Source organism: Methylobacterium sp. CCH5-D2, from assembly GCF_001556475.1.
GTDB classification, from domain to species: Bacteria; Pseudomonadota; Alphaproteobacteria; order Rhizobiales; family Beijerinckiaceae; genus Methylobacterium; species Methylobacterium hispanicum.
This window is the reverse complement of record NZ_LSIX01001012.1, coordinates 1-13006: the sequence shown is the minus strand read 5'-3', so window position 1 is coordinate 13006 and position 13006 is coordinate 1. Positions and strand designations below refer to the sequence as shown.

The 13006-nt window shown below is 74.3% G+C and carries 9 protein-coding genes and 2 pseudogenes; 4 read left to right on the top strand and 7 right to left on the bottom strand.

The genetic code is table 11. The features are described 5' to 3' along the window. Together AX737_RS27545 and AX737_RS27540 are read right to left on the bottom strand one after the other, a co-directional pair. Positions 1-2487 (bottom strand): annotated as a pseudogene (locus AX737_RS27545) (hypothetical protein); the annotation flags it as partial. Between the two features lie 68 nt (positions 2488-2555). After that, a complete protein-coding gene (locus tag AX737_RS27540; protein WP_066927031.1) occupies positions 2556-4487 on the bottom strand; it encodes an autotransporter assembly complex family protein in 1932 nt (643 codons plus the stop codon). Positions 4488-5368: 881 nt separating this feature from the next. Between AX737_RS27540 and AX737_RS27535 the strand changes: the two genes are divergently transcribed. From AX737_RS27535 to AX737_RS27525, 3 genes are all read left to right on the top strand, one after another. Beyond that, positions 5369-5749 carry a DUF6481 family protein gene (locus AX737_RS27535; protein WP_066927027.1) on the top strand — a complete coding sequence of 127 codons (381 nt, stop codon included), beginning with the start codon at positions 5369-5371 and terminating at the stop codon, positions 5747-5749. A 205-nt stretch (positions 5750-5954) separates the two neighbouring features. Then, positions 5955-6245: a hypothetical protein gene (locus tag AX737_RS27530; RefSeq protein WP_066927026.1), complete on the top strand. Its 291-nt coding sequence runs from the start codon at positions 5955-5957 to the stop codon at positions 6243-6245. 341 nt (positions 6246-6586) lie between these two features. Further along, positions 6587-6817: a hypothetical protein gene (locus AX737_RS27525; protein WP_238229579.1), complete on the top strand. Its 231-nt coding sequence runs from the start codon at positions 6587-6589 to the stop codon at positions 6815-6817. Between the two features lie 40 nt (positions 6818-6857). Here AX737_RS27525 and AX737_RS27520 read toward each other — a convergent pair whose 3' ends face one another. Then, positions 6858-7154, bottom strand: coding sequence for a PilZ domain-containing protein (locus AX737_RS27520; protein ID WP_066927025.1), 297 nt, complete (start codon positions 7152-7154; stop codon positions 6858-6860). 193 nt (positions 7155-7347) lie between these two features. Further along, positions 7348-8388 (bottom strand): glutamine synthetase beta-grasp domain-containing protein, encoded by a 1041-nt coding sequence (locus AX737_RS27515; protein WP_066927023.1) that lies wholly within the window; start codon positions 8386-8388, stop codon positions 7348-7350. 449 nt (positions 8389-8837) lie between these two features. Between AX737_RS27515 and AX737_RS27510 the strand changes: the two genes are divergently transcribed. After that, entirely contained in the window at positions 8838-9023 is a 186-nt protein-coding gene (locus AX737_RS27510) for a DUF2735 domain-containing protein (protein WP_066927022.1), read from the top strand. A 67-nt stretch (positions 9024-9090) separates the two neighbouring features. On the opposite strand, the gene AX737_RS27505 is transcribed toward AX737_RS27510, so the two are convergent. From AX737_RS27505 to AX737_RS27495, 3 genes and pseudogenes are all read right to left on the bottom strand, one after another. After that, entirely contained in the window at positions 9091-10032 is a 942-nt protein-coding gene (locus AX737_RS27505) for a glutaminase (protein ID WP_066927020.1), read from the bottom strand. A gap of 24 nt (positions 10033-10056) precedes the next feature. Beyond that, a complete protein-coding gene (locus AX737_RS27500) occupies positions 10057-12822 on the bottom strand; it encodes a molybdopterin cofactor-binding domain-containing protein (protein WP_066927018.1) in 2766 nt (921 codons plus the stop codon). Beyond that, positions 12822-13006, bottom strand: a pseudogene (locus AX737_RS27495) (FAD-binding molybdopterin dehydrogenase); the annotation flags it as partial. The gene AX737_RS27500 and the pseudogene AX737_RS27495, both read right to left, overlap by 1 nt.

Below are 13006 nucleotides of genomic sequence, written 5' to 3'. Positions count from 1 at the left end.
GAGCCGCAGCGGCGGGCCCGGCATCAGCCGGGCGGCGCCGTCGAGGTCGAAGCCGCGGGCCTTGGCCGCGAGCACGAGGTCGGTCGCCTGGGGCCCGCCGGTCGCGGTCAGGCGGACCGTGTCGAGGCTCTCGCCCGCCGCGGTCAGCCGGTCCGCCTCGAGCCGCCCGTCGAGGCGCGGCGCGGCACGCAGGTCCGAGCCCGCGAGGTCGGCGTCGAGCCGGGCGAGGCCGATCTCCCCGGCGCGGATCTGCGCCGCGCGCGCCTTCAGCGCCGCGTCCTGGCGGCCACCCGCGCGGGAGAGCGCGACGTCGGCCTCCAGGCTGCCGCCGAGGCGGGTCAGCGCCAGGGCCGAGAGGTCGTCGAGGTCGCCGGCCTTCAGCGCGAGCTTGCCGTCCGCCAGCCAGGAATCCGCGGCGAGCCGGCCCTGCCCTGCGACGCTCACCGAGCCGAGGCCGAGATCGAGCCGGTCGAGCTGCCAGTCGGCGCCCGCCCGGGCGAGGTGGAGGCCGCCCGCGAGCGGCTTGCCGCCGACGCTGCCGGCGAGCTTGAGGTTGGCGTCCGCCTGGCCCAGCGCGTCCGTGACGGTGGCGTCGGCGCGCAAGGCCCGGATCGGGCGCCCGAGCGCGCTCGCCTCCGGGGCCTCGATCACGGCGGCGAGGTTCGGGCGCTCCAGGGTGCCGGTGAGCCGGCCCGACAGGGTGGCCCGGCCGCCGAGCCGCTCGTCGAGCCCGGAGAGGTCCTTCAGGTCGATGTCGGCCCGCGCGTCGGCGAGCCGCGCGGTGGCGCGGCCCTCCAGCCGGGCGATCAGGCGCGCGCCTTCGAGCCGCACCGCCTCGAAGCCGTAGCCGTCGTAGACGGTCGAGAGCCGGCCGGTGAAGCGGGGCGTCTCGCCGATCAGCCGGTCGAGCACCGGCTCGCCCAGCGCAAGGTCGCCCGCGCGCAGGTCCACGTCGGCCGAGACCGCCCGGCGGGCCGGGTCGCCGCCGAGCTTGGCCGTGCCCGCGAGGCTGCCCGCGAGGCGCCGCCCGGCGATCCCTGAGAAGGCCGAGACGTCGCCGAGCCGTCCCTCCGCCATGCCCGAGAGCGTGTTGCGGCCGATCCGCCCCGCATAGGTCGCGGCGAGCGTCGGCGCCTCCAGGGCGAGGCGCGAGACGGTGAGCACGTTGTCGGGGTCGAGGCTGCCGGCGAAATCGAGGGCGGCCCGTCCGCCGATCGCCCGCTGCAGGGCCGGGTCGGCGAGCGCCAAGCCCTCCACCCGCGCGTCGGCGGAGAGCGCGAAGCGCTGCGCGTCGGCGGGCTCGGCCCGGATGTTCGCCTCGACCCGGTCGAGCGCGCTGTCCTCCGCGCGCAGGCCCGCGGCGCGCAGCGTACCCAGCACCTTCGGCCGGCCGAGCGGGCCCTTGAGGCTCGCGTCGAGCACCAGCGTGCGGATCTCGGCCCGCTCGGTCCTGGTGACGTCGCCCTCGGTCGGCACCGCGCGGGCCTGGAGCAGGAAGTCGGCGTTGCGCGCCGCGTCCAGGCTGCCGCGGGCCTCCAGCCGCGCGGTGCGGGAGGCGAGTTCGAGCCGGTCGATCCGCAGCGCCCCGCTGTCGGCGAAGCCGATGGCCCCGTCGAGCTTCGTCGTGCCGGCGAAGACCGCCGCGGCCGGTCCGGGCAGCAGGCCCTCGACCCGGGCGGCGAGGTCGAGGCCGAGGCGCCGCTCCGCCCCGACCCGGGAGATCCGGGCGCCGCCCTTGGCGCCGATGCCCTCGCCCGCGTCGAAGTTCAGGCGGGCGTTCCAGGCGTCGAGGGTGCCGCGCCCGTCGAGGTCGAGCGCGACCGGCGGCTCGCCCGGCACGTTCAGGCCCCGCGAGAGCAGGCCGCCCGCGGGCTCGCTCAGCACGGTCTTGATCTCCAGCCGCTCGCCCTGCGGCACGAAGAGCAGGCGGGCCGCGAAGCTGCCGCCCGCGTCGAGCCGGTTGACGCTGAGATCCAGGTCGAGCCCCTCGGCCGGGTTGCCGAGACGGACCTTGCCGCTCGCCGCGAGCCGGGCGTTCTGGCCGGCGACGGGTTCGGCCAGGGCCAGCTCGTCGAGGCGAAACCCCTTCACCTCGATCTTCACGGGCAGGTCCGGCAGCAGGGTGCCGTCGGGTTCCTCGGTCGGCGGGTGGGCGGCGGGGATCGGGCGGCGCAGCACCGCGATCTTCCCGATCTCCAGGCTGTCCACCTCCAGGCGGCCCGACAGCAGGGCGAGCCGCCGCCAGACGATGCGGGCGCGGTCGAGCCGCAGCCAGACGCCGTCGCGGTCGCTGATCGCCACGTCGCGGATGGTGGCATCCGAGGAGAGCGCCCCATCGACCGCGCCGATCGCGACCCGGGAGGACGGGGTGGAGAGGGCCTTGGAGAGGAGGCCGCCGAGGACAGATTTCTCGCCCTCGTCGGCCGCGCGGGTGGGCGTGACGGGGCCGGAGAGAGTCAGGACCAGAAGGCCCGCGACGGCGACCACCCACACCCTCCCCCGCAGAGGGGGGAGGGAGAGCCGCGGGGGCCGTCCGAAAGACCTCGAAAGCACCATCAGAACGCCTGTCCCAGGCTGATGTAGAGGGCGGCCGGGGGCTCGTGGTATCCCTTGATCCGGTCGAGCGGGAAGGCGACGTCGACACGGATCGGGCCGATGCCGGTGTAGTAGCGAAGCCCCAGGCCCACCGACGTGCGGATGCGCTCGTCGAAGTTGGGCAGCGAGCCGGCGAACGCCGTGCCGGCGTCGAAGAACGGCACCACGCCGATCGTGTCCGTGACCTTGATGCGGGCCTCGAGCGAGGCCTCCAGCAGGCTCTTGCCGCCGACCGGCAGGCCGAAGGGACCGCGCGGCCCGAGCGTGCGATAGGGAAAGCCGCGCACCGAGCCGCCGCCGCCCGCGAAGAAACGGATGTTGGCCGGGATCTCCTCCAGCGAGGCCCCGGAGATCGAGCCGAAGCCGAGGCGGCCGGCGAGCACGTAGCGGGCATCCTCGTCGAGCGCCCAGTAGGTCGCCCCTTGAGCCTTCGCCACGAAGATCGACGGATCGGAGCCGAGGAAGCCCGCGTAGGGGGTGGCGGAGGCCGTGAGCCGCACGCCCCGGGTCGGGTCGAGCAGGCTGTCGGTCGAGTCGTAGGCGACCGAGGCGCCGACCCCCACCAGCCGGTAATCGACCTTGCCGAGCGCGTCCTGCGAGCGGCCGGCCTGCCCCTCGATGCCGAGTTGCGCGAAGAACGTGTCGGAGAAGCGCTGGCGCAGGCCCACCGTACCGCCGCCCGCATCGACCACGTAGCTCTGCTGCGCCTCGCGGCCCGCGAAGGCGCTCATCACGAGGTCGGTGCGCGAGCCCCAGAGCGCGGGCTTCACGAAGGTCGCGCCGAGCCGCCCGCCGAGGCCGTTGGAGTCGATCCCCGCGAGCTTGCGCTGGCGCGCGTAGAGGTCGTTGCCGAGGTAGTAGACGTCGGCGTCGAGCCGCAGCGTCTCGCCCCCGCCGAACAGGTTGCGGTTGGTGTAGGTCGCCCGCACGCCGGGCCCGTCGACGGTCGAGTAGCGGGCCGACACGCCGACGAGGTTCCGCGGCCGCTCGGTGAGATCCACGAAGATCGGCAGGTTGCCCTCGGCATCGAGCGCCTCGCCCTCGCGTACCCGGACCGAGCCCAGAGCCTCGATCTTCGCGAGTGATCGGCGCATGTCGGCGAGCGCCTTGGGCGAATAGGGGTCGCCCGGCTCGGTGTAGATGAAGGAGCGGATGACCGCCGGATCGACGCCCTCGGCGCCCCGCACCGCGACCGGCCCGAGCCCCGCCTTCGGGCCGGCATCGAGCGTCAGCGTCACGTCCATCGCGCGCGCGGCGTCGTCCACCACGGGGTCGCGCCGGACCACCTTGGCGAAGGGGTGGCCGAGCCCGCGCAGGCGATCGACGACCGCCGCCTCGCGGGCGAGCACCGTGGCCGAGCGGGCCGGGGTGTCGGGATCGACCCGGGTCAGGCGCTCGGGGATCAGCTCGGCGGGCAGCGGCCGGCCCGCCGGATCCAGCACCGCGACACGGCGCAGGTGGTAGAGCGGGCCCGGATCGACCGCGATCTTCACCGGCACGAGCGCCCGGCCGCGCTCGATCTCCGCCGCGCGGGCGGCCCGGTCCAGCGAGGCCTCGCCGGAGAGCGTGACGTCGCCGACCCGCACCGCGGCCCGGCCCGCGTAGTAGCCGTAGCCCTCCAGCACCTCGGGGAGCTTGCGCAGGTCCGCCTCGCCGCGGCGCGCCAGCCCCTCCCCGTCCGGGGGCGGCTCGCGGCGGAGCTTGTACAGGCTGGAGGCGTCCTGCAGGGCGGTGACGAGGGCGTCGTCGTCCGCGCCGCGCACCTTCACGTCGTAGGGCAGCGCCGTGGCGGAGGGTTGGAGCGGCGCCTCGCTATCGCCGAACAGCCCGAACAGGTCGAAGGCGGCTGCCGGTGCCGGGCCGCCGAGGGCGGCCGCCAGCCCGGCCCACAGGCCCGCCCGCGCGAGCCACGCGCCGGCCTGCCCGCCGGCCGAGGCCCGGGGATCGCACGGGGGTGGGCGGCTCCTCACGCGGGGCGCGACCGCGTGCCTCCCGGCGCGCGCGCGGTCGCGCGGCGCGGTGCGTTCGAGACGCGTCCGAACGGGCCGGAACCCGGCGATGCGGTCGTCATGGTTGAAGCCCCCCGCTTCAGGTGCCGGCCCGGCACGGCGGCTCCGGGCGAGCGGGACCGCGGACGGGCCGCGACCGGGAGACCGGAGGGGGCGGGCGCGAGCCCCACCGATCCCCCCGCAGGCCCCCACCCGCGAATGGGCAAGCCTAGCCGCACGGGCCCGGCCCGGCAACCTCAAGGGTCCCGGCACGGTGTCGCGGGGCGCGCCGGGGCCGTTCGCGCGTCTCGTCGCGCAGGGGTTCGCCACGCATTCCGCACAGGGTCGTCCACAGGCTGGCGCGCCGCCCGGCACGCGGCGGAGGGATGCCTGGGCTGCACCGGAGGGCGCGCCGCGACCTTGCCGGATCGGGTACGACACCCTACCTCAGGCAGCGTCCGGATCGACGGCCCGACGCGCGAGCCTGGCTCCGCGGTCCGGGCCGGAGCGGCTCTCACGCGCCGCGATGACCGGCCCGGTTGAGGTATTTCGGCATCCGTCACGAAAACTTTCGTCGGAAGGACGACAAATGTTACCGAAGCGGGCCCTTGCGGGCGCCGACGTCGGTTGCATCGGGCGGACGCATCGGTCATTGGCGGTCCGTCCCAATCCGAGAACGGCCCGAGCCCGAGGCTCGCGGTCCGCACCCGTCGTCCAGCCCGACCGAACCGGTCCGGTGGGGCTGGACGGAAGCACGACATCGAACACCGAACGAGAAAGGCCAGATGAGCGCATTCGACTACAGGAACTTCGACGACCGCCGCCAGAACTCCGCCAACGCCAAGGCCGCCCTGCTGGCCAAGTTCAAGGCCCGCCCGCCGGCCGACGACCCGGAGGTCCGGGCCAAGGCCGAGGCCCGCGCCGCGGTCACGCGCGCCCGTGAGGAGCGCACCCGCGAGCGCGAGGCTGCCCGCGTCGCCGCCGAGTTGAAGGCCGCGGAGGAGAAGCGCGCCCGCGAGGAGGCGGAACTCGCCGCCCAGATCGCCCGCGAGCAGGCCGAGGCGCAGGCCCTGCAGGAGCGCAAGGCCGCCGAGCTCAACGCCAAGAAGGAAGCGCGTGACGCCCGCTACGCCGCCCGCAAGGCCAAGGCGAAGGTGAAGCGCTGAGACGGCGCGGCCCTCGGGCCGCCGCCCCGGTACCGGATCGACGATCCATCGACGCCGTCCGCGCCCCCGGCGCGGGCGGCGTCGCCATGTCGGGCCTCCGCCGGCCGGCTCCCCTGGCGCAGGGATCCCCTTGGCGCAGGGATCCCCTTGGCGCGCGGCCGGCGCGTTCCATGTGCTCGTCTCCCGACCCACGCGGAATCGAGCGATGCGCCGCCTGCTCCCTACGCTTCCGATGCTCCTCGTCGCGCTCCCGGCCATGGCCCAGGGGCCGGCCGGCGCGGTTCCGGCCTGCGAGAACCTCGTGGCCCTGCGCCAGCTCGCCGCACGCGCGGGCGAGGACCGGGTGCGCGCCGCGGCGCAGGTCTCCAGTCAGCCCGGCTGCCGTCTGGTCCCGCGCGACGCGGTCGGGGCGGTCGAGCACCGCGCGATGGTGGGCGGCGCGCCCTACGAATGCCTCGCTCTGGCGACGGGCGGCTGCCTGTGGGTGATGCCCTGAGGGGGCGCCCTCCACCGGTTCGGAGCCTCCGGACTGGGCGGTCAGCGCGAAAAAATCCAGAGACCGCACGGTTTTCAATGGGTTGCGGAGCTTTGCTGGTGCGCGGCCTCAGGATTCGCTCGACGGGTGAAAAGGCGTTCCTATACCAAGGGATGGCGCGGATCGTTGATGCGGCGCATGATCTGGTGCGCGATCGTCGCGGAGGTCGTCGAGCCGGGGCACGGCGCCGTCGCTCGCGCGCGAGGTCTCAGGATCGGGCCGGCTCCGCTTCCTCCGAGGCCGGGGCGCACTATTGTTCCGGGCATCGGCCCGCACGGGGCCGCAGGGAGGTGATCCGTACGATGGCCAGCACGCGCGCGATGATCGGGGCCTGTCTCGGGATGACGCTGGCGGCGCTCGCCGCGGACGGGGCGCGGGCGGAGCCGCCGATCCGCGGGCCGCAGGACGCCGCCTGCCGCAACGAGGCCCGGGGCCGGGTGTTCTCGGCGCCCAATCCGCGCGGCCTGGAGCCCGAGGCGCTGGGCCGGCAGATCTACCACGCCTGCATGCGCCGGGCGAAGCACCGCCGCTAGGGCATCGTCCGATATCCGGGCCCCGCCGCGCGGCCCGCGCTCAGGCCCGCGCGCGACGGGCGCCGGCGAGATCGATCAGGTTGGACGGCCGGGGCAGGAAGGCGACGCCGAGGCAATCGTCCCGCCGCCAGACCACCCGGACGCGCCGCACCTCGTCGCGCAGCGGAATCGCGAGATCGATCTCGTCGGGGAGCGGCACGGCACCGCTGAAATCCAGGCGCGCGCCCTCGGCGCTGAGGTTGCGGATGCGGCAGGACAGCGTCTGCGCACCGTGGTTGAAGGTGATCGCGCCGCCGAGGAATGTCCGGCTCCGCCCCTGCCGTCGCCGCTCGCTCATGTCATCTCCTTCCGTGTCCGACGATCATCTCAGGTCGGAACGCGCCTGGGAAGGAATTCGCAGTCCGATCTGCCGTTAAAGCGCGGTTAGGCTTAACGCGGCGGGGTTCCGGACGTGCGAAGGGGCCGGCGATCCTCTCGGATCGCCGGCCCCTCGGGACCGTCGGGGTGCGGCGGGGAGGCCGCCGCGTGGATCAGGCTGCGGCCGCGGCGGCCGCGCCGGTCGGAACCTCGGAGATCGTCTTCAGCACCTGGCTGGCGATCTGGTAGGGGTCGCCCATCGAGTTCGGGCGGCGATCCTCGAGATAGCCCTTGTAGTCGTTCTTCACGAAGGAGTGCGGCACGCGGACCGAGGCGCCGCGGTCGGCCACGCCGTAGGAAAACTTGTTCCAGGGCGCCGTCTCGTGCTTGCCGGTCAGGCGCTTGTCGTTGTCCGGGCCGTAGACGGCGATGTGATCGTGCAGGTTCTTCTCGAAGGCCGCCATCAGGGCCTCGAAATAGGCCTTGCCGCCGACCTCCCGCAGGTGGGCGGTCGAGAAGTTGCAGTGCATGCCCGAGCCGTTCCAGTCGGTGTCGCCGAGCGGCTTGCAATGGTACTCGATGTCGATCTCGTACTGCTCGCAGAGGCGCTGGAGCAGGTAGCGGGCCATCCACATCTCGTCGGCGGCCTTCTTGGAGCCCTTGCCGAAGATCTGGAACTCCCACTGGCCCTTGGCCACCTCGGCGTTGATGCCCTCGTGGTTGATGCCGGCGGCGAGGCAGAGGTCGAGATGCTCCTCGACGATCTTGCGCGCCACGGGGCCGACGTTCGAGGCGCCGACGCCGCAATAGTACGGGCCCTGCGGGGCCGGGTAGCCGCTCTCGGGGAAGCCGAGCGGGCGGCCGTTCTGGTAGAGGAAGTACTCCTGCTCGAAGCCGAACCACGCGCCCTCGTCGTCGAGGATGGTGGCGCGCTTGTTCGACTCGTGCGGGGTGACGCCGTCCGGCATCATCACCTCGCAGAGCACCAGTACGCCGTTGGTGCGGGCCGGGTCGGGGAAGTGGCGGATCGGCTTCAGCATGCAGTCGGAGGAGCCGCCCTCGGCCTGCTTGGTCGAGGAGCCGTCGAAGCCCCACATCGGCAACTGCTCGAGGGTCGGGAACTCGGAGAATTCCTTGATCTGGGTCTTGCCGCGCAGGTTTGGGACCGGCGTGTAGCCGTCGAGCCAGATGTATTCGAGCTTGTACTTCGTCATCGTGATTCTCTCGTCAAACCCTGGCAAAAGCCTTGGCGAACGCGGACCCTGCACGCCGGCCTCGCGCGCCGGCGACGGCTCGGCGGCCCCCTTGCACGGCCCGTGCCACACGCGAGGGCGAGCCGCGACGCGGAATGCGGGTCGGCGATGGAACCGGAGGGAGGGCGCGCGGCTTGTCTCGCTCCCGCCGCGCCCTCCTCTGCCGGCTCCGGGTTAATGCCCGCCTTCTGGGCAGTGCCGGGCGGGCCTCGAAATCGCACAGCGAACAGGCAGCGATCTTCGGAATCGTGAGCGATCAGGCGGCAAAGGATTCCGCAAGGGGCTGTGTGCGCAAATTGCCGGCAAAAGCTGATTTATGGAGTGCAGAACGCGCAAAGAGTAGGCATCTTCCCGTCGACAGCGCCGCCGATGCGTTGAGACCCCATCGCTGACAGGGAGCGTCGCGCCCCATGAACACGGACCTTCACCGCCCCACCGCCAAGATCTACACGTTCCCGGTGGGCGGCCGCGCCGGCCAGGGGGCCCGCCCGGCCGCGCCCGCCGCCGCCCCGCAGGTCTGCGCCGTCGACGGCGGCTACCACGAGGCCGCCATCCAGGAGGAGGCCGAGCGCAACCGGACCCCGCGGGGCCGGTGAGGGCGGCTGGCCGCCCTGAGCGGCCGACGGCGCCTCTCCCGCCCCGCGGCGCGGGACCCGTGCCGCCTCACACCCCGAAGATCGACCAGCCCATGCGCCGGGTCAGGGTTTCCAGCGCGATGCGGCCGAGATGCGAGTTGCCGGCGGCGTCCAGCCCCGGCGACCAGACCGCGATCGAGGCCCGGCCCGGCGCCACCGCCAGGATGCCGCCCCCCACTCCGCTCTTGCCGGGCAGGCCGACCCGGTAGGCGAAATCGCCCGAGCCGTCGTAGTGGCCGCAGGTCAGCATGATCGCGTTGATGCGGCGCGCCCGCTCGGCGGAGATCACGGTGTGGCCCGTGACCGGGTTGCGGCCCGCATGGGCCAGGAACTGCCCGGCCGTGGCGAGCTGGCGGCAGGACATCGCGATGGCGCAGTGGTGGAAGTAGACGCCCAGCGTGTAGACGACCGGATTGTCGAGCACGCCGAAGGATTTCATGTAGTTGGCCAGCGCCGCGTTGCGGAATCCCGTGCGCTGCTCGGATGCCGCCACCGCCTCGTCGATGACGATCGAACTATCCTGCGCCAGGAACTGCAGGAAGCGCAGGATCTCGCCGAGCGCCTCCCGCGGCTGGTGGCCGGACAGGATCACGTCGGTGACCGCGATCGCGCCCGCGTTGATGAAGGGGTTGCGCGGGATGCCGCGCTCGCGCTCCAGCTGCACGATCGAGTTGAAGGGGCTGCCCGAGGGCTCCCGCCCGACCCGGCGCCAGAGCCGGTCGCCGACCATGCCGAGCGCCAGCGTCAGGGTGAAGACCTTCGAGATGCTCTGGATCGAGAAGGGCGCGTCCGCGTCGCCCCCGGTCGCGACGCGGCCCTGCGTGTCGATCACCGCGATGCCGAAGCGGCGCGGATCGACGGTGGCGAGTTCCGGGATGTAGTCGGCGACCGCGCCGCGGTCGGGCCGCTCGCGCATCTCCTCGGCGATCTCGCGGACGGCCTGTTCGAGTTCGGCGGCCGTGTGGCTCATGCGGGCGGGCTCATGCGGGCGGACTCATGCGGGCGGACTCATGGCTTGCGTGTTCCGGCGGGAGGCCGCCGACACGCCGCGAAAGATCCGGTCGGGGGCGAAGGGGGTTGCGGTCGGGCGGTGGCCGGTGGCGTCGCGGATCGCGCTGGCCAGCGCGGCGGCGACCGGGTTGAACGGGCTCTCGCTCATCGACTTGGCGCCGAGCGGGCCGACCGTGTCGTGGGTCTCGGCGAACAGCACCCGCGTGCGCGGCACGTCCGCGAAGGCCGGGACGTGGTAGTCGCGAAAGCTGCGGGTGACGACCCGGCCGTCGTCGAGCCGCATGTCCTCGTAGAGCGCGGCGCCGATCGCCTGCGCCACCCCGCCCTCGATCTGGCCGCGGCACTGCATCGGGTTGATCACCCGGCCCGCATCGGCCGCGTGGATGCTGTCGAGGATGCGCACCGCGCCCGTGCCCTCGTGCACCGCGACCCGGAAGGCCTGCACGTTGAAGGCGACCGAGCGGGGCGTGCCGGTGGCGTGCCCCTCGGCCTCCAGGCCGGCGAGGTCGGCGAGCGGCACCTGCCCCTCCGGAAAGGTCAGGCCGTCGGCCTCCGGGCGCCCCGTCCCCGGGTCGGCCCCGAGCCGCGCGGCCGCCGCCGTCCGCAGCGCCTCGGCCAGCGCGCACGCGGCCCTGTGGGTCGCCTGGCCCGCGACCACGATGCCGGTGCTGCCGTAGGCGCCGGTGTCGAAGCCGACCGCGTCGGTGTCGCCCGCCTCCAGGCGGATCCGGTCGAGGCTCGTGCCCAGAGCCGCGGCCGCGAGCTGGGCGTGCACGGTGGCGGTGCCGTTGCCGAACTCGGCGGTGCCGACCCGGAGCGTGTAGCGGCCGTCCGCGCCGAGCCGGATCCGCGCTTCGGCGAGATGGCCCCGGGGCGGGATCGTGTCGATCATGCCGAGCGCCATCCCCTGCCCTACGCGCCAGCCGGGTTCGGTCTCCGGTTCCGGCAGAGCCCGCAGGGCGCCCTCGACGAGGTCGAGGCACTGGTCGAGGCCGTAGCTGCCGTACCGCACGTCGTGCGGCTCCAGGCTCGTCGAGACCATCGGGTCGCCCGGCCGCACCGCGTTGCGGCGGCGCAGCGCGAACGGGTCGATGCCGAGGGCGCGGGCCAGTTCGTCCATCGCCGATTCCATCGCGAAGATGGTCTGGCTCAGGCCGTAGCCGCGAAACGCCCCGGCGGGCAGGGTGTTGGTGTAGGCGCTGTACCCGTCGACCCGCTTGTTCGGGCAGCGATAGACCGCGATCACCTCGTTGCAGCCGTGGTGCAGCACGCCGCCCGCGTGGTTGCCGTAGGCGCCGGTCTCGGCGAGCACCTCGAGCGCGATGGCGGTGAGCGTGCCGCAGGCCTTCGCGCCGAGGCGCACCCGCACCCGCATCGGGTGGCGGGTGGCGGTGGCCGCGAACTGCTCCTCGCGGGTGAGTTCCCAGACCACGGGGCGCTTCAGCCTCAGCACGGCCAGTGCGACCAGGTCCTCGGTCAACATCTCCTGCTTGCCGCCGAAGCCGCCGCCGACCCGGCCGCAGACGACGCGCACCCGCTCGCGCGGCAGGTCGTAGAGCGCGCAGAGCGCGTCGCGGGTGAGGAAGGGGACCTGGGTCGAGGCGCGGATGACGAGGCGCCCGTCCGCGTCGAGCCAGCCCATCGCCGCGTGGGTCTCCAGATGCGCGTGCTGCACCCGCTGCGAGACGTAGGTGCCCTCGTGCACCGCGTCGGCCTCGGCCAAGCCGGCCTCGACGTCGCCGATCCGCCCGTGCGCCTCGGCCGCGAGGTTCGGGTGGCTGTGCCGCGGGGGCGCGTCGGCGCCGGGCTCCGGGGCGGGGCGGTCGGCGGGGTCGTGCACGAGCGGCGCGCCGGGCGCCAGCGCCGCCTCCGGGTCGAGCACCGCCGGGCGGATCTCGTAATCGACGGCGATCAGGCGGATCGCGGCTTCGGCCACCGCCTCGCTCTCCGCCACCACCGCGGCGACGCGCTGGCCGATGAACCGGATCACCGGATCGAGCACGCGGGTGTCGGCGGCGTCGTCGCGCGGGTCGTGGTGGCGGGCGGTCGAGAAGGGGCGCTCCGGCGCGTCCGCGTGGGTGAGCACCGCGACGACACCGGGCAGGGCGCGCGCCGCCCCCGCGTCGATCGCGCGGATGCGGGCGCTCGCGTGGGGCGCGCGCAGCACCTTGATGTGCAGCAGGCCCGGCGGCGCGAGATCGAGCGTGTAGGCGGCGCGCCCCGTCACGACGGCGGGTCCCGCCGGCGCCGGCAGGCAGCGCCCGACCGGGTCGGCGCCGGGCTCCGGCGTCTCGGCCCGCGCGAGCCCGTCGAGCGCGTCGGCGACCGCGCCGTAGCCGGTGCAGCGGCAGAGGTTGCCCTTCAGCGCGGCGTCGAGGTCCCGGCGACGGCCCTGGTCGAGGGCGGCGGCCGTCATCACCAGGCCGGGGGTGCAGAAGCCGCACTGGAAGCCCTGCGCGGCCAGGAAGGCCGCCTGCATCGGGTGGAGGTCCGCGGGCACGGGCGCGCCCGGCGCGCAGGGGCCGGCGAGGCCCTCGATCGTGGTGACGGCCCGCCCCGCCGCCCGGAAGGCCGGGGTGATGCAGGCGTGGACGGGCTCGCCGTCGAGGTGGACCGTGCAGGCGCCGCAATCGCCCGCGTCGCAGCCCTTCTTGACGCCGAACCAGCCGAGGCCGCGCAGGTAGGTGCGCAGGCACTGGCCGGGGCGGGCGTCGGCCGCCTGCGCCTGCCCGTTGACGGTGAGCCGCATCACGCCCCCTCCCCCGCGAGCTCGTCCCGGATCTCCGCGGCGAGCAGCCCCGTGACGTGGCGGCGCCAGTCCGGCGCGCCGTGCACGTCGTCGTGCCAGATGTCCTCCGGGATCGCCGCGAGCGCGTCTTCGAGCGCGGGCGCGTCCGGCACGGCGGCGAAGCGGACCTGCAGCGGCCGGCGGG